Genomic DNA, 18078 nt, shown 5'->3' on the forward strand with positions numbered 1-18078 from the left:
GCCCGTCGCCGACTGAGCCGCGCGCACCAGCTGCCCGGTCCGTACGAACTCCTCGGCCACCGCCAGATCCGGCGAGAGGAAGCGGTCCGGGCCCGGGCCCTGGACACCGGCCGCACGCAGCGCCCGTACGACCGCGTTCGCGGCCGCACCCGGCGCCAACCTTCCGCCTTCGGCGCGGAGTTCGACGGCCCTCGTCGCCGCGTACAGCTCGACGGCGACGACGCGGGTGAGGTTGTCCACCGCCGTACGCAGCTTTCGTGCGGCCGCCCAGCCCATGGAGACGTGGTCCTCCTGCATCGCCGACGAGGGGATGGAGTCGGTCGAGGCAGGCACCGCCAGGCGCTTCATCTCGCTGACCAGCGCCGCCTGCGTGTACTGCGCGATCATCAGGCCCGAGTCGACGCCGGCGTCGTGCGCCAGGAAGGGCGGCAGTCCGTGCGAGCGGTTCTTGTCCAGGAGCCGGTCGGTGCGGCGCTCCGCGATGGAGGCGAGGTCGGCGACGGCCACGGCAAGGAAGTCCAGTACGTAGGCGACCGGGGCGCCGTGGAAGTTGCCGTTGGACTCGACGCGGCCGTCGGGCAGCACCACCGGGTTGTCGACGGCTGCGGCCAGCTCGCGCTCTGCGACCGTACGGGCGTGCGTGAGGGTGTCACGCCCGGCTCCGGCGACCTGCGGTGCGCAGCGCACCGAGTAGGCGTCCTGGACGCGGGGCGCGTCGTCCTGGTGGTGACCCGTGAGGTCCGAACCGGCCAGCACCTTCAGCATGTTGGCGGCCGAGTCGGCCTGGCCCGGATGCGGGCGGATGGCGTGCAGCTCGGGCGCGAGCACCTTTTCGGTGCCGAGCAGCGCCTCCAGGGAGAGGGCGGCCGTGATGTCGGCGGAGGTGAAGAGCCGGCCGAGGTCGGCGCAGGCGAGAAGCAGCATGCCGAGCATCCCGTCGGTGCCGTTGAGAAGGGCGAGACCCTCCTTCTCGCGGAGCTCGACGGGGGTGATTCCGTGCGCGGCGAGCAGTTCCGCTGCGGGCGCCACGGTGCCGTCCGGTCCTTCGGCGTCCCCTTCACCCATGAGAGTCAGAGCGCAGTGGGACAGCGGGGCGAGGTCCCCTGAGCAGCCGAGCGAGCCGTACTCGTGGACGACGGGGGTGATCCCGGCGTTCAGGAGCGCGGCGATCGACTGCGCCACCTCGGACCGCACGCCCGTACGCCCCGAGGCGAGAGTCTTCAGCCGGAGGAACATCAGGGCGCGGACGACCTCGCGCTCGACGGCCGGGCCCATCCCGGCGGCGTGCGAGCGCACGATGTTGCGCTGGAGCTGAGCGCGCAGACCGGGGTTGATGTGGCGCACGGCGAGGGCGCCGAAGCCCGTGGAGACGCCGTAGACGGGCTCAGGCTTGGCGGCCAGCTCCTCGATGTGACGCCGCGACGCGTCCAGGGCGGCCACTGCCTGCGCCGACAGCTCGACCCGGGCGCCGTCCCGGGCAACGGCGATGACGTCCTCGGGGCTCGTGCCGGAGTCGCCCAGCACCACGGTGTGCATACTCATATTCAGGCACCCTAAAGAGTGAATCGATTCCTGTCACGACCGGGCCCCGACCCCGCACTCGGGAAACCAGCCGGACCTGACGCCGGTACGGACGCCGGACCGGCCGAGTTCAGGTGCACCCCATGTGAGTCTGCGCCGTGACCCCGCGCCGTGCTGCGCGGCCCGAAGGCCGTCGCCGGCGCAGCCGGGCTCACGTCGAGGTGTTCCCGTCCGGCACCTCGGGGGTCTCCGCCGGATCATGCGCGTGCCCGCGGAAATGCCGACGGTCCCCCACGTGCGGAACGGGTGAGGCGTCCTCCGCCTCGGAGGCGTCGGCGAGGCGGATCACCGGGTCCTGGGTGCCCCCGTCGCGGCCCGCGACCACGGGCCGCTGCGCCCTGGCCGCCTTGGCGCGGTACTGCGCGGCGTCCGCGAGCCGGAAGAGGCGCGCGGCTGAGGGGACCGGCCCGATCGGGTCCCCCGTGGAGGCGACTCCGCAGGCGACCCCGTCTCCCGCCTGAAGGCCGCTCGCCTTGCGGCAGACCTCTTCCGCCGCCTTGACGACCTCGTCCGCCCCGGGGCCCACCGTCAGCAGACAGAACTCGTCCCCGCCGAGGCGTGCCGCCAGCGCCCCGGGCAGCGTCGCGCCGCACAGCGACAGCACCATGCCGAAGCGCTCCAGCAGACGGTCGCCGGCCGCGTGCCCGAGCTCGTCGTTGACGCGCTTGAGGCCGTTGACGTCGCAGACGACGAGGCTCACGACGGCGCCGTCCTCGCGATGCCGCTCCAGCCCGTCCTCCAGCTTCCCCTCGATGGCCCGGCGGTTGGCCAGGCCCGTCAGCTGGTCGGTGAAGGCGAGGCGGCGCACCTCCTCCAGCTGCTCGTTCTGGGCGAGCCCGGCAGCGATGATCTCGGCCAGTATGGTCGCGAAATGCGCGTCGGAACGGTCGAAGACCGGCTCGCCGACCCCGCGGGCCACGTACAGCTGGCCCCACGCCCGGCCGTGCAGCACGATCGGCGCGACGACACAGCAGCCACGGCCGCGTCTTCGCAGGGCGGCCGCACGCGGATGGACGGGGGCGCCCTCGGACGGGCCGCGCCCCGAGCCGGCCGTCTCGACCCACGCCTGCGGCTCGTCCTTGCCCTCCAGCGACCACCGCTCGCGGAGCGACTCGGTGATCTCCGGGAAGTCGTGCACCGGATAGGACTCGTCCTCGGGGAACTCGCTCTCACCCGTGGCGAGCTCCCCGACGTTCACCAGGACGTCCAGCCGCCCACGCGCCCGGTCCCAGGCGGAGACGGCGGCGAAGGTGCCGTCCATCGCCGCACACGCCCGTACGGCCGCGGCTCGTGCGACCTCACGGTGAGTGGGGTGCCGAGGCTCCGCATCGCGGAAGCGCTGCGCGCGGGCCATGGCCTGCGCCAGCTCGACGACCGCCCGCAAGCGTGGGTCCTCTCCCATGAGGTCAGGCTAGGAGCGTTCGGCGCACCCTGCCGTCTGGGCTGCTCCCGGCCACGGGGCGGCCGTTCGGGTGCCGCCGGAAGCGCGAGGCGGCCTCACGGGCGTCCCGTCACTCACCCGGCCACTGCGGCTTCCGCTTCTCGTTGAAGGCGGCAACGCCCTCGGCGCGGTCGCCGGAGAAGGCGATGGTGCGCCAGGCCGCATCCTCGATCTCCAGCCCGGCGCGTAGATCCAGACCCCAGCCGGTGCGCAGCGCGCGCTTGGCGGCGCGCAGCCCCACCGGGGAGTTCGCCGCGATACGCGCGCCGAGGGCGAGGGCTTCCGCGCGGTCCTGGCCCTCCTCCACCAACTGGTCGAGGAGGCCGAGCCGGTGCGCTTCGCCGGCCTCCACCCTGCGAGCGCTGAAGATGAGCTCGGCGGCACGCGCGGAGCCAACTCGGCGGGGCAGCAACTGCGTACCGCCGCCGCCCGGGATGACGCCGACGGACACCTCGGGCAGCCCCACGACGGTGCTCGGGTCGGCCACGATCAGGTCGCAGGAGAGCGCGAGTTCGAAGCCGCCGCCGAGTGCGAACCCGTGCACCGCGGCGACGGTGGGCATCGGCAGTTCCAGCACACCCCTGTAGGCGGCGCGAGCAGTCGGACGGTGCCGTCCCATGTCGGCGTCGGTGAAGGAGTTGCGTTCCTTGAGGTCGGCGCCCACGCAGAAGGCCCGCTCGTGGGTGGAGCTGAGGACGGTGGCGCGTACGTCCAGGTCCGCGGCCAGATCCGTGCACGCCTCGGCGAGACGGGTGGCGAGCTCGACCGAGACGGCGTTCATGGCACCGGGACGGTCGAGGACGAGTTCGGCGACGTGGGTCTCGGAGTCCTTGCGCACCACGATCCACTCGCCGTACCGCTTTTCGCTCACCGTGCTCATGCGACCCCTCCGGTTAACGCTCGCTCACAAGTGCCTGCCGCGGGACACCCTACGGTCCGCGCCGTGAGCGGTGGTCCGCCGGGCGGGCTCACCGCGGGCCGGGGCCCGTACGCGCGAGAGCTGAGCCCTCGGGCAGAGGGAGAGTTGATCCGTCAGCGACGGCTGAGCATCCAGGGCTCGACGACGCCGAGCCCTCGAACGGGCCGCTGGTACAGCGGCTGAAGCGCATAGCGGAAATCGGAGAGGTCGTCGGTCTCCTTCTCCGATTCCGGGGCGAGTCCCTCGGCGACCAGTTCCGCGCGGAAGTCGCCGTCGACGAGCACCCTGTCCTTGGGAGCTATCGACGTGAGCCTGCTGGCGAGGTTGACCGTGTTGCCGAAGACGTCGCCCATGCGCGTCGTCATCGTGCCGAAGGCGATGCCCACCCGGAGCTCGGGCATGGTCTGGTCGTTCGCCATGGTCTCGATGAGGCGCAGGCCGATCTCTGCGGCCGTGCCGGCCTCCTCGGCGACGTAGAGGACTTCGTCGCCCAGCGCCTTGATCAGGCGCCCGCCGTTCGCGGCGACCAGATCCGCCGCCGTCGTCTCGAACGCCTCGACCAGCTCGCCGAGTTCGTCGTCCTCCAGGCGCCGCGTCAGCCGTGTGAAGCCGACGAGGTCGGCGAAGGCGATGGCCTGCCGCCGAGCCACGGTGTCCTCGTCGTCCAGCGCCTGGACGACCCGCCCGGTGGCCGCGGCGAGCTGACGCCGCCACACATAGACCAGGAACTCCTCCAGCTCGGGCAGGAGCAGCTGCACCAGGGGGTAGGTGACCTCGTTACGGGTCATGCCCGGCTCGGGCGGCTCGGTGAGCCCCATCAGGAAGGAGTCGATCTGCCAGTCGGCCAGCCGCGAGGTGGTCTGCCCGGTGGACCGAGCGACCTGTACGGCCGTCGTCTCGCTCAGCAGCCCGGCCTCGACGAGCCCGGCCAGGCGCCGCAGCGCGAGGACGTCCGCCTCGGTCAGTGCCCGCGCCTGGCCCACGTCCGCGAAGCCCATCGCACGCCAGAAGCGGGAGGCCAGCTCCATGGAGACGCCTGCGGCACGGGCGGCCTGAAAGGGCGTGTAGCGGCGTTCCGAACCGAGGATGAGCTCTTCGATGCGCAGCGCGCTGGGGTCGTCGTCGGTATCGGCGTCACCGTCGTGGGCGGAGTCCGGCAGCTGGTCGGCGTCGTACGGAACGGGGCCGTACGAAGCCGGGTCGGGCGAAGCGGGGTCGGGCGAACCGTCCTGCTCCGGCCCGGATCCGTCCTGCCCGGTCACGTCGGCGCCCTGCTCGGGCGTGGTCGGTGATTCCTCTCCCGGCTCCGGATCCGTCGCTGAACGGGAACCGGAAGTACGCGCGGGAGTGTCCGGCTCATCCTCGGCCACTGTCCGCCCCTCGCCAGGTCCGGTCGTCCCTGCGCACTGCCCTTCCGTTCTCTTGCTGAGATCTTCCGGGGATCTCCGGGACGCGCCACATCCGCGTCCCCTCCGCCGCGTGCCAACAATACGGCAGCAGTGCCCTGAACTGGTCCCTCTGCGAACGCACCGTCAAGCACGGACCACCGGCTCGGCGGAACGGGCGCGCACCTGCGGTGCCGACGCGTGCCGGACCCCCCGCCCGCGGCGGGTCACACGCCTGCGCCGCCGTGCCCGCGCAGGTGCACGATGTCGCCCGCGGAGACCGGCCGCTGCACACCGGACTCCGTTCCGATGACGAGCCGCCCGTCGCTGTCGAGCGCCACCGCTTCGCCGACGAGTTCCTCGCCGCCGGGCAGCTCCGCCCGCACCGTGCGGCCGAGCGTGGCGCACCCGGCTGCGTACGCCTCCAGCAGACCGCTCCCGACGGGGTCGCCGTCGGCGGCGGACCAGCGTCCGAACCAGTCCTCGATGGAGCGCAGCACCGCACGCAGCAGCGGGTCCCGGTCGGTGCCGCTCGCTCCCGCGAGGACGAGCGATCCGGCTGTGGGGACGGGCAGTTCGGAGCTGCGCAGCGAGACGTTGAGGCCCAGCCCGAGGACGATCGCGGCGTCGCCTCCCGCATCGGTCCGTTCGGCGAGGATGCCGCCGACCTTGCGCTCCTCGCCCTCGATGTCGACGAGGACGTCGTTGGGCCACTTCAGCTTCGTGTCCACACCCGCCGAGCGGGCGAGGGCGCTCGCCGCGGCAACGCCCGCGAGCAGCGGCAGCCAGCCCCAGCGCTCCTGCGGCACCTGCGGCCGCAGGAGCACGGAGACGAAGATCCCCGAGCGGGGCGGCGCACTCCAGCCGCGGTCCAGGCGCCCGCGGCCCGTGGTCTGCTCCTCCGCGACGAGAACGGTGCCCTCGCCCGCACTGCCGTCACGCGCGCGCTGCGCGAGGTCCGAGTTGGTCGAACCCGTGCTCTGGGCGACCTCCACCGACGTCCACATGCTGTCCGGTCTGACGAGCGCGCGGCGCAGCGACTCGGCGTTGAGCGGCGGGCGGCTCAGATCGGACCAGCGGCTGGCGGAGCTGTCGTGGCCCTCGGGCGGGTTCGGCGTCATGGCGTCAGCGTAGGGCCGGGCACGGGCGCACCGCCTGTGCGGAACGGGCCGGTGGGCGACCGAGTGTGGCCAACGCCGCACCGCCGAACCGCTTCTTCGCGGATAGCCTACGAATCGGTAGCCGCACGCTGACGAGTAGGAGTCGCACGCAGATGTCCGAGCAGGAGAGCAGCCCAGACATCCACACGACCGCGGGCAAGATCGCGGACTTCGAGCGACGGGCCACGGAGGCGACGCACGCGGGCTCGGAGCGCGCGGTGGAGAAGCAGCACGCGAAGGGCAAGCTCACCGCACGGGAGCGGGTCGAGTTGCTGCTGGACGAGGGCAGTTTCACGGAGCTGGACGAGTTCGCCCGGCACCGTTCCACCAACTTCGGCCTGGAGAAGAACCGCCCGTACGGCGACGGTGTCGTCACCGGCTACGGCACGGTCGACGGCCGTCCGGTGTGCGTGTACTCCCAGGACTTCACCATCTTCGGCGGGTCGCTCGGCGAGGTCTACGGCGAGAAGATCGTCAAGGTCATGGACTTCGCGCTGAAGAACGGCTGTCCCGTGATCGGCATCAACGACGGCGGTGGCGCCCGGATCCAGGAAGGGGTGGTGGCACTCGGCCTGTTCGCGGAGATCTTCCGCCGCAACGTGCACGCCTCAGGCGTCGTGCCGCAGATCAGCCTGATCGTCGGCCCGTGCGCCGGCGGCGCGGTCTACTCCCCCGCGATCACCGACTTCACGGTGATGGTCGACCAGACCTCGCACATGTTCATCACCGGGCCGGACGTCATCAAGACGGTGACCGGTGAGGACGTCGGCTTCGAGGAGCTGGGCGGCGCCCGTACGCACAACACCACCTCCGGTGTCGCGCACCACATGGCGGGCGACGAGAAGGACGCCGTCGAGTACGTGAAGGCGCTGCTGTCCTACCTGCCGTCCAACAACCTCTCCGAGCCGCCCGTCTTCCCCGAGGAGGCGGACCTGGAGACCTCCGAGGACGACCGCGAGCTGGACGTCCTGATCCCGGACTCGGCGAACCAGCCCTACGACATGCACTCCGCCATCGAGCACGTGCTGGACGACGGTGAATTCCTCGAGACCCAGGCGCTGTTCGCGCCGAACATCATCACCGGCTTCGGACGGATCGAGGGCCAGTCGGTGGGCGTGGTGGCCAACCAGCCGCTGCAGTTCGCGGGTTGCCTCAACATCGACGCCAGCGAGAAGGCGGCACGCTTCGTGCGCACCTGCGACGCCTACAACGTGCCGGTGATCACCTTCGTCGACGTTCCGGGCTTCCTCCCGGGAACGGACCAGGAGTACGACGGCATCATCCGCCGCGGCGCCAAGCTCATCTACGCCTACGCGGAGGCGACGGTGCCGCTGATCACCGTCATCACGCGCAAGGCCTTCGGCGGCGCGTACGACGTCATGGGCTCCAAGCACCTCGGCGCCGACCTCAACTTCGCCTGGCCGACTGCCCAGATCGCGGTCATGGGTGCCCAGGGCGCGGTGAACATCCTGCACCGCAGGCGGCTCGCGGCGGTCGAGTCCGACGAGGAGCGCGAGGAACTGCGGGCGGATCTCACGCAGGAGTACGAGGACGCGCTGCTGAATCCGTATGCCGCGGCCGAACGTGGGTATGTGGACGCTGTGATCATGCCGTCGGAGACGCGTCGGCACATCACTCGTGGTCTGCGTACGCTCCGCTCCAAGCGCGAGCAGCTGCCCCCGAAGAAGCACGGCAACATCCCGCTGTAAGGAGGTCGTTCGCCATGCTCGAGCCGACGACAGGGGAGAACCCGCCGTTCCCGCCCATCAAGGTGGTACGGGGCAATCCGACACCGGAGGAGCTTGCCGCCGCCCTGGCGGTGGTCAGGGCGCGGGCCGCCGCCGTGGCGTCCGCGGGGTCCGAATCACGGCCCGACCAGGAGTGGTCCGATCCGGCCCGTACGGTGCCGCGCAGGGTCCCTCATCCGGGCCCGAAGGCGTGGCGCACGACGTACTGGCCTGCCTGAGACATCTGAACCGGATGCCGCCCCGCCCGGAGCGCCCCACGGCGCTGCGGGCGGGGCGTTCCGCGTCCGGGCACGGGTGGGGGCCGCGGACCGGCTGGGGCGGCTCTCACGGCCTTCCGCCCGGGTGGAATGAGTACGCGTACTCAGGCGCTCGCGCCGCGCTGCGTCGCAGCATGGATCTCATGCTGTGGTCCGACCCCCATGACGAGCCTCCGAAGGAGATGCGCGCGACCCTGGCGATGCTGCGGCGGCTGTGCTGGCTGCTGCCCGTCACCGTCGTGGTCGCCGCCGTGCTCGTCAACATCCGCTGAGCGGCTGCGTTCCAGGCTGTGCGGCGGTCCGGGGTCCGTGCCGGTCCCTACGATGGCGGCATGACCTCTCAGTCCCCGGAGCCCTCGTCCGCGGCGCACTCGCAGTCCGCGGAGCACGCGCCGTCCCCGCAGCCGCAGCAAGTCCCGCCCGCGAGCCGTCGACTCGTCCTCGCCTCCGCCTCCCCCGCGCGGCTGGCGCTGCTGCGTCAGGCCGGGTTCGCGCCCGAGGTGATCGTCAGCGGAGTCGACGAGGAGGCGCTGGCCGCCCCCACGCCCGCCGAGCTCGCACGGGTGCTCGCCGAGGCGAAGGCAGAGGCGGTCGCAGCCCGTTCGGACGCCGCCGACGCGCTCGTCATCGGCTGCGACTCGGTCCTGGAGCTGGACGGGCAGCCGCTGGGCAAGCCCGCGGACGCGGAGGAGGCGACGGCCCGCTGGAAGGCCATGCGCGGCCGTTCCGGAGTGCTGCAGACGGGCCACTGCGTCATCGACACCCGTGACGGAGCGCGCACTTCGGCGACCGCGTCCACCACGGTCCACTTCGGCGAGCCCACGGACCACGAGATCGCGGCCTACGTCGCCTCGGGCGAACCGCTGCACGTCGCGGGCGCGTTCACTCTCGACGGGCGCAGCGCACCCTTCGTCGAGGGCATCGAGGGGGACCACGGAAACGTCATCGGGCTGTCGCTGCCCCTGTTGCGCACGCTCCTCGCGCGACTGGGCGTGAACATCACCGATCTGTGGACGTGAACTCCCGGCGCTCCATGCGGGGTTGAGGACGCCGGGTGAAAGGGCCGGGCACTCGGACGCGCCGACGAGGGACGTCCGTGCCCGGGCCGGAGGACGGGCCGGCCCGGCTCGCCCAGGCGCCTCTACGGTGCGGAAGGCTCGGGGTGCGGCCCGCCGGCAGGCGACGTCTCGTGCTCCGGCGGAGCGTCGGTGTTGTAGGCGACGAGCGACCACACGATCAGGCCCAGCACCACCATCATGAAGAGGAACGCGAGCCAGCCGACCAGGCCGACCGTGGCCGCGCCGAGCAGGCCGTGCACCACGGCCGCGCTGATGAGCACGATGCGCAGCAGCCCGGTGGGTGCCTTGTCGCGAATGGCTGTACGGATCAACACCACTGCGCACAGGAGGAGATAGCCCCCGAAGACGGCGCCCGCGACGACAGCCGAGAGGGACATCGAACGGGGCTCGAGACCGGCCATGGACATCTGCTGCTCGTCCACGACCATGCCGAGAAAGATGTGCAGCAGAACGATGCCGACCGCCTCAACCACCAGTATCAGCGCTCCGGCTGCAGCCACCGATCGTCTGAGTCCCACCCCGCCCCACCCACTTCTTCCGTTTTCACCGGCCATGGCCGATGTTGTTCGTTACCTGGAGTACGCCACCATCGCACCGCGAACGCTACTTACGGGTATCACGCCGGGCAAGAGGATCGACGCGAAGCAAAGTTTCACCCGTCGATTCATAGGAACCCCACAAAGACCCACCCGGTCGGCGTGAACTCCCGTGCGGAGACGTTGACCACATCGGGCGATCCGCAGGCGGGGGCGAAAACCGGGCGTACCTTGGGATGACAAGGAACGTCGGGTGCCGTGACCGCCGTACGTAACACTCTGTGTGGGCAAGCTCACGCCCGTGTGCGGCTCGGCCTCCGGTGTCGCCAGTACCTAAACTCTCAGCACTCATCACATTCACGTCTTGTTGCGGCGCAGCGCCAAGTAGGGAGTCATCGTGCGCAAGGTGCTCATCGCCAACCGCGGCGAAATCGCTGTTCGCGTAGCCCGAGCCTGTCGGGACGCGGGAATCGCGAGCGTCGCCGTCTATGCCGAGCCGGACCGGGACGCCTTGCACGTCCGGGTTGCCGACGAGGCATTCGCGCTGGGCGGTGACACTCCGGCAGCCAGCTACCTGGACATGGACAAGGTGCTGAAGGCCGCGGCGGATTCGGGAGCGGACTCCATCCACCCCGGATACGGGTTCCTCTCCGAGAACGCCGACTTCGCACAGGCCGTGCTGGACGCGGGCCTGACATGGATCGGCCCCCCGCCGGACGCGATCCGCGGCCTGGGCGACAAGGTCGCCGCCCGGCACATCGCGCAGCGCGCCGGTGCACCGCTCGTCGCGGGCACCAAGGACCCCGTCTCGGGCGCCGATGAGGTCGTCGCCTTCGCCGAGGAGCACGGCCTGCCCATCGCCATCAAGGCCGCGTTCGGCGGCGGCGGCCGCGGCCTGAAGGTCGCGCGCTCGCTGGACGAGGTTGCGGAGCTGTACGACTCCGCGGTGCGTGAGGCTGTGTCGGCGTTCGGCCGCGGCGAGTGCTTCGTCGAGCGCTATCTCGACCGTCCCCGCCACGTGGAGACGCAGTGCCTGGCGGACAAGCACGGCAACGTCGTCGTCGTCTCCACGCGTGACTGCTCGCTGCAGCGGCGCCACCAGAAGCTCGTCGAGGAGGCCCCCGCGCCGTTCCTGAGCGACGAGCAGAACGCGGAGCTGTACCGGGCGTCGAAGGCCATCCTCAAGGAGGCCGGCTATGTGGGCGCCGGCACCTGCGAGTTCCTCGTCGGGCAGGACGGCACGATCTCCTTCCTCGAGGTCAACACCCGTCTGCAGGTGGAGCACCCGGTGACCGAGGAGGTCACCGGCATCGACCTGGTGCGCGAGATGTTCCGCATCGCGGACGGCGAGGCGCTCGAGTACGCCGACCCCCAACTGCGCGGCCACTCCTTCGAGTTCCGCATCAACGGCGAGGACCCCGGCCGGAACTTCCTTCCCGCCCCGGGCACCGTCACCACCTTCGACCCGCCCAGCGGTCCCGGCGTGCGGCTGGACGCCGGCGTCGAGTCGGGCTCGGTCATCGGCCCCGCCTGGGACTCCCTGCTGGCCAAGCTGATCGTCACCGGCGCCACTCGGCAGCAGGCGCTGCAACGGGCCGCCCGCGCCCTGGACGAGTTCGGTGTCGAGGGCATGGCCACCGCCATCCCGTTCCACCGTGTCGTCGTACGCGACCCGGCGTTCGCCCCCGAGGTCAACGGCCGGCAGGACGCGCCCTTCGACGTCCACACCCGGTGGATCGAGACGGAGTTCGCCAACGACATCAAGCCCTTCGCGGGCGTGGGCGACGCCGAGGAGGACGAGGGCTCCCGCGAGACCGTCGTCGTCGAGGTCGGCGGCAAGCGCCTCGAGGTCTCCCTCCCCTCCTCCCTCGGCGTCTCGGCCGCACCGACCGCCGGCGGCGGGAGCAAGAAGCCGAAGCGCAAGGCCGCCAAGAAGGCGGGGAGCGCCGCCTCCGGCGACGCACTCGCGTCCCCGATGCAGGGCACGATCGTGAAGGTCGCCGTCGAGGAGGGCCAGCAGGTCGAGGAGGGTGAACTCGTCGTCGTACTGGAGGCGATGAAGATGGAGCAGCCGCTGAACGCGCACCGCTCCGGCACCGTGAAGGACCTGCACGCCGAGGTCGGCGGCTCGCTCTCGGCGGGCACCGTCATCTGCGAGATCAAGGACTGAGCCACAACGCGCGGCTGCTCGCCGTCCACGCGGATGATTCCGTGGTGGGCGGCGAGCAGCTTTTTCGGCTCAGTCGACGAGACTCAACGACGCCGGGGAGCCAGATCCGCGACGCGTCCGCCGACGGCCGGGGACTGGTCCTGATGTGACGCGCTGCGCAGCTGTGGTGCCGAACCGCCGCTCCCCGGCGGGTGGTTGCGCCGCTGCCCCGGCATCGGCAGATCGCGGCGCCCCTTCTCCGCACCGCGTCCGCTCCCGCCGCCCTGCGCCGGCGAGGAGCCGTCCGCGCCTCCCGACGAAGTCAGGCCGGCCACGGTGATCTGCACGCCCTGATCGGCCAGCGCCTGCAACTCCGTGCCTGCCCGGTCCTCGTGCGCCGGGGGCTTGTCCGTCACCAGGCGTGTCATGACGTCTGTCGGGACCGTCTGGAACATGGTGTCGGTGCCCAGCTTGGTGTGGTCGGCCAGGACGACCACCTCCGCGGCCGCCTGCACCAGAGCGCGATCGACGCTCGCGGAGAGCATGTTGGACGTGGAGAGGCCGCGCTCGGCCGTGAGCCCGCTGCCGGAGAGGAACGCGCGGGAGACGCGGAGCCCTTGCAGCGACTGCTCGGCGCCACTGCCGACCAGCGCGTAGTTGGAGCCACGGAGAGTGCCGCCTGTCATCACCACTTCGACTCGGTTGGCGTGGGCCAACGCCTGTGCGACGAGGAGGGAGTTGGTCACCACGGTCAGGCCCGGCACTCGGGCCAGTCTGCGGGCGAGCTCCTGCGTCGTCGTACCGGCGCCGACGACGACGGCCTCACCCTCTTCCACGAGACCGGCGGCGAGGTCGGCGATGGCCGTCTTCTCCGCGGTCGCGAGATGGGACTTCTGTGGGAATCCGGACTCCCGGGTGAATCCACCCGGCAGGACCGCACCACCGTGCCGACGGTCGAGCAGCCCTTCTGCCTCCAACGCCCGCACGTCACGGCGGACGGTCACTTCGGAGGTCTGGACGACGCGTGCGAGCTCACGGAGCGAAACCGCTCCGTTGGCACGCACCATCTCCAGGATCAATTGGCGACGTTCTGCAGCGAACACGAAACTGACAGTAACCCCAACGACCGTCTGGTTTCAGCAGTTTTCGTCGATTTTTGGAAGTTGCCCATAGTTGCACTTGCGGCGTGTTATAACACCAAACGGACGAAGCCGGTCAGTCGGTTTTCAGGCTTCCTCGGCCGTCTTCCTCGTGTGCAACTGCCGTGCCACCTCACCGATCGAACCGGTCAGCGACGGGTAGACGGTGAACGTGTTGGCGATCTGACCGACCGTCAAATTGTTGTCGACGGCCACCGAGAGGGGGTGGATCAGCTCGCTCGCACGCGGAGCGACGACGACACCGCCCACCACGATGCCGGTGCCCGGCCGGCAGAACAGCTTCACGAAGCCGTCCCGGATGCCCTGCATCTTCGCGCGCGGGTTCCGCAGCAGCGGCAGCTTGACCGACCAGGCGTCCATCCGGCCGCTGTCCACGTCGGCCTGGCTGTAACCGACGGTGGCGATCTCGGGGTCGGTGAAGACGTTCGCCGAGACGGCCTTGAGGTTGAGCGGCGTGACGGTCTCGCCCAGGAAGTGGTACATCGCGATCCGCCCCTGCATGGCGGCGACAGAGGCCAGTGCGAAGACGCCCGTGCAGTCGCCGGCCGCGTAGATGCCCTGGGCCGACGTACGGGAGACCTTGTCGGTCCAGATGTGACCGGACTCCTTCAGACGCACCCCGGCCTCCTCCAGGCCCATGTCCGAGGTGTTCGGCACGGCGCCGACGGCGACGAGGCAGTGGCTTCCGGTGATCGTGCGGCCGTCCTGCAGCGTCACCTCCACGTGATCGCCCACGCGCTTCGCCGAGGCGGCACGGGAGCGCGCCATCACGTTCATCCCGCGACGCCGGAAGACGTCCTCCAGCACGGCCGCCGCATCCGGGTCCTCACCCGGGAGCACACGCTCACGCGAGGAGACGAGCGTGACGTTCGAACCCAACGCCCGGTAGGCACCGGCGAATTCGGCGCCCGTCACACCCGAACCGACCACGATCAGCTCTTCGGGCAGCTCGTCCAGGTCGTAGAGCTGCTTCCAGTTGAAGATGCGCTCGCCGTCGGGCTGCGCGTCCGGGATCTCACGCGGGTGGCCGCCGGTGGCGACCAGGATCGCGTCGGCTGTCAGCCGCTCCTCGGCCCCGCCGGCCCCGTCACCCGTCGGAGTGACGACGACCTCCCGCGAACCGCCCGACAGCTGCGTGGGCTCCAGCCGGGCACGGCCCCTCATCACGCGCACACCCGACCGCGTCACCGACGCGGCGATGTCGTGCGACTGGGCGAGCGCCAGCCGCTTCACGCGGCGGTTGACCTTGCCGAGGTCGACGCCGACGACCCGCGCGGGGTCGTCCGGGTCGTGGGTGCTGTCCTCGACGCGGATGCCCAGCTCCTCGTAGGAGGAGTCGAAGTTCGTCATGACTTCGGCAGTCGCGATGAGGGTCTTCGACGGGACGCAGTCGGTCAGCACCGACGCGCCCCCGAGTCCGTCGCAGTCCACGACGGTCACGTCCGCCCCGAGCTGCGCTGCCACGAGGGCGGCCTCATAGCCGCCCGGTCCGCCACCGATGATCACGATCCGAGTCACGTTGTCCATTGTCCCGCACGGGCTTCCGCGTGGTCTCGCACCCCCCTTCCCGGCGCCCCTGAGCGACCCTCCGCCACCCCGCGCACCACCGGCGTCGCGGAGAAGGACTCCCGTACCCTCGTCGTCATGTCGCTCTACGCCGCTTACGCCGCGAACCTCGACCCGCGGCTGATGTCGCGCCGCGCTCCGCACTCGCCGCTGCGCGGCACGGGGTGGGTCACCGACTGGCGCCTGACGTTCGGCGGCGAGCAGATGGGCTGGGAGGGCGCGCTGGCGACGGTCGTGGAGGCGCCGGGGGCGCAGGTCTTCGTGTCGCTGTACGACCTCGCGCCCATGGACGAGGAGTCCATGGACCGCTGGGAGGGCGTCGGGCTCGGCATCTACCGCCGGGCACGGCTGCGTGTGCACACGCTGGACGGCGAGGCGACGGCCTGGTGCTTCGTCCTCAACGGCTACGAGGGCGGCCTGCCCTCGGCCCGCTACCTCGGCGACATCGCGGACGCGGCGGAGGCGGCGGGGGCGCCGCACGACTACGTCATGGAGATCCGCAAGCGTCCTTGCTGAGCGGTGCGGCTCAGTCCGCTGCCGCTGCGGGAGTGTTGCGCTCGGGGTGGGTGCGGGGCGCTTGCCGATCGGGGTGGGTGCGGGGGCGTGCCGCTCCGGTGCGGATGTCCGGACGGCATGATTTACGGCCCGGCCCACCCGAAATCTTAAGTACCCCTCGCATGAGCCGGGCCACAAATCACTTCCCCTCGCTTCGCGGGGGAGACCCCAGTGTGTCCGGACACCCACCCCTGCGCGTCCCGCCCCCTCAAGCGGTCGTGCGGCTATCCCAAGAGCTTTCGCCCCCGTGCAGACGGAGCCAATTCGCCTTCGCGGCGGGTGTTCCGCCGGGGCGAAGCTCGGTGAGTGGTGTCTCTCCGGCGCCAGGGCCGGATCCAGGGGCGGTCGCGAACGGTCGGAGGGGGTGGGACGCGCAGCGGGTGACTTCGGGACACTCAAGCGTGATTTGTGGCCCGACAAATGAGGGGTACGTGGACCTGTTCCGGAGGGTCGGGCCGTAAATCATGCCGTCCCGAAGTTGCCCGCGGAGTGGCACGCACCCGGCCCGGGTCCAAGAGCACGCGCACCCGGCCAACCCCCGCGGAGCGGCACGCACCCGCCCCCGCACCCGGGCAGAGGCGCCCCCGGGACCCCGGGCCCCAGTGGGTGGCGATGAAACGTACCGTCCGTGACCTGTGTGGATCCCGCATAATTCCCATGGCCGTCTACGCGCGTAGGCTCAAACAGGCTAGGCTCAACGCGTGAATGCTTCCGCCTCGAACATCGCCGACGATCCGTACCGTTCCGCCGATACCGCAGCCACGCGGCTGCGGGAGCTGACCGGCACGGACAACCACGACGTTGTCCTCGTGATGGGCTCCGGCTGGGTGCCCGCCGCCGACGCGCTCGGGGCACCCGAGTCCGAGTTCCCCGTGACGGAGCTGCCGGGGTTCCCCGCACCCGCCGTGGAAGGGCACGCGGGGACGGTCCGCTCCCACGAGTTGGGCGACAAACGCGTGCTCGTCTTCCTCGGCCGTACGCACTTCTACGAGGGACGCGGCGTCGCCGCCGTCACGCACGGCGTCCGTACGGCCGTCGCCGCGGGCTGCAAGACGGTCGTGCTCACCAACGGGTGCGGCGGCCTGCGCGGCGGAATGGTTCCCGGCCAGCCCGTCCTCATCAAGGACCACATCAATCTGACCGCCACCTCTCCCATCGTCGGCGCCAACTTCGTCGACCTCACCGACCTCTACTCCCCCCGTCTGCGCACCCTGTGCAAGGAAGTGGACACCTCCCTCGAAGAGGGCGTCTACGTGCAGCTTCCCGGGCCGCACTACGAGACTCCGGCCGAGATCGGCATGGTCCGCGCCATCGGCGGGGACCTTGTCGGCATGTCCACCGTGCTGGAGGCCATCGCCGCTCGGGAGGCCGGTGCGGAGGTGCTCGGCATCTCGCTGGTGACCAACCTCGCGGCGGGCATGACGGGCGAGCCTCTCAACCACGAGGAAGTTCTCCAGGCCGGCCGCGACTCGGCCTCGAGGATGGGTTCGCTGCTGGCACAGGTGCTGGGCCGGATGTGAGCGGGCCGGGCCGGACCGCACGTCCGGTCCCGCTCGCCCGTACGGGCCGGGTGCCCGTACGGAAGACCCGCCCGTGAGGGCGGCCGCACCGCAGCACACGTGAGAGAGAGGCAGAGCTGTGCACGAGGATGTGACGGAGCTGACCGCCCGCGCCCAGGCCTGGCAGGCCGAGGACCCCGACCCCGAGACCCGCGAGGAGCTGGCGAAGCTCATCGAGGCCGAGGACCACGAGGAACTCGCCGCCCGGTTCGCAGGAGGCCTCGCGTTCGGTACGGCCGGTCTCCGCGGTGAACTCGGTGCGGGGCCGATGCGGATGAATCGTTCCGTCGTGATCCGCGCCGCGGCGGGTCTCGCCGCCTATCTCCGCGGCCAGGCTGAGGCCGAGGGCTCCGCCCCCGGCAGCGGTTCGGCCCCCGGTCTCGTCGTCATCGGTTACGACGCCCGCCACAAGAGCCACGAGTTCGCCTGCGAGACCGCCTCCGTCATGACCGGCGCCGGCCTGCGGGCGGCTCTGCTGCCCGGCCCGCTGCCGACCCCCGTGCTCGCGTTCGCGATCCGCCAACTCGGCGCCGTCGCGGGCGTGATGGTCACCGCCAGCCACAACCCGCCCCGTGACAACGGCTACAAGGTCTATCTCGGCGGAGGGTCCCAGATCGTTCCGCCCGCCGATGCCGAGATCGCGGCCAGGATCGACGCCGTCGGTCCGATCGCCGGGGTGGCGCGGCCGGAGAGCGGCTGGGACGTGCTGGACGAGGACGTCGTCGAGCGCTACCTCGCACGTACGGGCGCCGTGCTGACCGAGGGTTCGCCGCGCGACCTCCGGATCGTGCACACGGCCCTGCACGGCGTCGGCTCCCGCACGCTGCACACGGCGTTCCAGCGGGCGGGCTTCCCCGATCCGGTCGCCGTGCGGCAACAGGCCGAGCCCGACCCGGACTTCCCGACCGTCTCCTTCCCCAACCCGGAGGAGCCGGGCGCGATGGACCTCGCCTTCGCGACCGCCCGCGAGACGGCCTCGGCCA

15 protein-coding genes and 1 pseudogene are annotated in these 18078 nt (G+C 71.1%); 8 read left to right on the top strand and 8 right to left on the bottom strand.

The window, feature by feature from the left end:
* The 5 genes from hutH to H5J26_RS17200 form a co-directional block, all read right to left on the bottom strand.
* On the bottom strand, window positions 1–1542 hold a 1542-nt coding region (hutH, locus tag H5J26_RS17180), incomplete at its 3' end, for a histidine ammonia-lyase (protein WP_181766750.1).
* Between the two features lie 190 nt (window positions 1543–1732).
* Complete coding sequence (locus H5J26_RS17185; protein ID WP_181766751.1) at window positions 1733–2983, bottom strand: GGDEF domain-containing protein; 1251 nt, start codon at window positions 2981–2983, stop codon at window positions 1733–1735.
* 109 nt (window positions 2984–3092) lie between these two features.
* Window positions 3093–3902 (bottom strand): enoyl-CoA hydratase/isomerase family protein, encoded by an 810-nt coding sequence (locus tag H5J26_RS17190; protein WP_181766752.1) that lies wholly within the window; start codon window positions 3900–3902, stop codon window positions 3093–3095.
* 152 nt (window positions 3903–4054) lie between these two features.
* Entirely contained in the window at window positions 4055–5311 is a 1257-nt protein-coding gene (locus tag H5J26_RS17195) for an adenylate/guanylate cyclase domain-containing protein (protein ID WP_309237948.1), read from the bottom strand.
* Between the two features lie 242 nt (window positions 5312–5553).
* Complete coding sequence (locus tag H5J26_RS17200) at window positions 5554–6447, bottom strand: biotin--[acetyl-CoA-carboxylase] ligase (RefSeq protein ID WP_181766753.1); 894 nt, start codon at window positions 6445–6447, stop codon at window positions 5554–5556.
* Between the two features lie 152 nt (window positions 6448–6599).
* Here H5J26_RS17200 and H5J26_RS17205 point away from each other — a divergent pair, with 152 nt between their 5' ends.
* The 4 genes from H5J26_RS17205 to H5J26_RS17220 all read left to right on the top strand — a co-directional run bounded on the left by H5J26_RS17205 (window position 6600) and on the right by H5J26_RS17220 (window position 9510).
* A complete protein-coding gene (locus tag H5J26_RS17205) occupies window positions 6600–8195 on the top strand; it encodes an acyl-CoA carboxylase subunit beta (protein WP_181766754.1) in 1596 nt (531 codons plus the stop codon).
* A gap of 14 nt (window positions 8196–8209) precedes the next feature.
* Window positions 8210–8452 carry an acyl-CoA carboxylase subunit epsilon gene (locus tag H5J26_RS17210; protein WP_181766755.1) on the top strand — a complete coding sequence of 81 codons (243 nt, stop codon included), beginning with the start codon at window positions 8210–8212 and terminating at the stop codon, window positions 8450–8452.
* Window positions 8453–8634: 182 nt separating this feature from the next.
* Window positions 8635–8763, top strand: a complete 129-nt coding sequence (mmpB, locus tag H5J26_RS17215) for a morphogenic membrane protein MmpB (RefSeq protein ID WP_419183812.1) — start codon at window positions 8635–8637, stop codon at window positions 8761–8763.
* 60 nt (window positions 8764–8823) lie between these two features.
* Window positions 8824–9510: a Maf family protein gene (locus tag H5J26_RS17220; protein ID WP_181766756.1), complete on the top strand. Its 687-nt coding sequence runs from the start codon at window positions 8824–8826 to the stop codon at window positions 9508–9510.
* Window positions 9511–9632: 122 nt separating this feature from the next.
* On the opposite strand, the gene H5J26_RS17225 is transcribed toward H5J26_RS17220, so the two are convergent.
* Complete coding sequence (locus H5J26_RS17225; protein WP_181766757.1) at window positions 9633–10070, bottom strand: hypothetical protein; 438 nt, start codon at window positions 10068–10070, stop codon at window positions 9633–9635.
* A gap of 433 nt (window positions 10071–10503) precedes the next feature.
* Between H5J26_RS17225 and H5J26_RS17230 the strand changes: the two genes are divergently transcribed.
* Window positions 10504–12276 carry an acetyl/propionyl/methylcrotonyl-CoA carboxylase subunit alpha gene (locus tag H5J26_RS17230; protein WP_181766758.1) on the top strand — a complete coding sequence of 591 codons (1773 nt, stop codon included), beginning with the start codon at window positions 10504–10506 and terminating at the stop codon, window positions 12274–12276.
* A gap of 83 nt (window positions 12277–12359) precedes the next feature.
* Here the strand turns inward: H5J26_RS17230 and H5J26_RS17235 are convergent, their stop codons facing one another.
* Together H5J26_RS17235 and H5J26_RS17240 are read right to left on the bottom strand one after the other, a co-directional pair.
* Window positions 12360–13322: a DeoR/GlpR family DNA-binding transcription regulator gene (locus H5J26_RS17235; protein WP_210771441.1), complete on the bottom strand. Its 963-nt coding sequence runs from the start codon at window positions 13320–13322 to the stop codon at window positions 12360–12362.
* Between the two features lie 159 nt (window positions 13323–13481).
* A complete protein-coding gene (locus H5J26_RS17240) occupies window positions 13482–14942 on the bottom strand; it encodes an NAD(P)H-quinone dehydrogenase (RefSeq protein ID WP_181766760.1) in 1461 nt (486 codons plus the stop codon).
* Window positions 14943–15059: 117 nt separating this feature from the next.
* On the opposite strand from H5J26_RS17240, the gene H5J26_RS17245 reads away from it, so the two are divergent.
* The 3 genes and pseudogenes from H5J26_RS17245 to H5J26_RS17255 form a co-directional block, all read left to right on the top strand.
* Complete coding sequence (locus tag H5J26_RS17245; protein ID WP_181766761.1) at window positions 15060–15497, top strand: gamma-glutamylcyclotransferase; 438 nt, start codon at window positions 15060–15062, stop codon at window positions 15495–15497.
* 740 nt (window positions 15498–16237) lie between these two features.
* Entirely contained in the window at window positions 16238–17056 is an 819-nt protein-coding gene (locus tag H5J26_RS17250; RefSeq protein ID WP_181766762.1) for a purine-nucleoside phosphorylase, read from the top strand.
* Window positions 17057–17174: 118 nt separating this feature from the next.
* Window positions 17175–18078: pseudogene (locus H5J26_RS17255) on the top strand (phospho-sugar mutase); the annotation flags it as partial.

The organism is Streptomyces albidus (ex Kaewkla and Franco 2022) (assembly GCF_013870515.1).
In the GTDB taxonomy this organism is placed as follows: Bacteria; Actinomycetota; Actinomycetes; order Streptomycetales; family Streptomycetaceae; genus Streptomyces; species Streptomyces albidus.

What these genes read in the sequence shown, in the direction of transcription:
- H5J26_RS17185 (WP_181766751.1), bottom strand. Translation starts at nt 2,983, where the DNA reads ATGGGAGAGGACCCACGCTTGCGGGCGGTCGTCGAGCTGGCGCAGGCC.
- H5J26_RS17190 (WP_181766752.1), bottom strand. Translation starts at nt 3,902, where the DNA reads ATGAGCACGGTGAGCGAAAAGCGGTACGGCGAGTGGATCGTGGTGCGC.
- H5J26_RS17200 (WP_181766753.1), bottom strand. Translation starts at nt 6,447, where the DNA reads ATGACGCCGAACCCGCCCGAGGGCCACGACAGCTCCGCCAGCCGCTGG.
- H5J26_RS17205 (WP_181766754.1), top strand. Translation starts at nt 6,600, where the DNA reads ATGTCCGAGCAGGAGAGCAGCCCAGACATCCACACGACCGCGGGCAAG.
- H5J26_RS17210 (WP_181766755.1), top strand. Translation starts at nt 8,210, where the DNA reads ATGCTCGAGCCGACGACAGGGGAGAACCCGCCGTTCCCGCCCATCAAG.
- mmpB (WP_419183812.1), top strand. Translation starts at nt 8,635, where the DNA reads ATGCTGTGGTCCGACCCCCATGACGAGCCTCCGAAGGAGATGCGCGCG.
- H5J26_RS17220 (WP_181766756.1), top strand. Translation starts at nt 8,824, where the DNA reads ATGACCTCTCAGTCCCCGGAGCCCTCGTCCGCGGCGCACTCGCAGTCC.
- H5J26_RS17235 (WP_210771441.1), bottom strand. Translation starts at nt 13,322, where the DNA reads ATGGTGCGTGCCAACGGAGCGGTTTCGCTCCGTGAGCTCGCACGCGTC.
- H5J26_RS17240 (WP_181766760.1), bottom strand. Translation starts at nt 14,942, where the DNA reads ATGGACAACGTGACTCGGATCGTGATCATCGGTGGCGGACCGGGCGGC.
- H5J26_RS17245 (WP_181766761.1), top strand. Translation starts at nt 15,060, where the DNA reads ATGTCGCTCTACGCCGCTTACGCCGCGAACCTCGACCCGCGGCTGATG.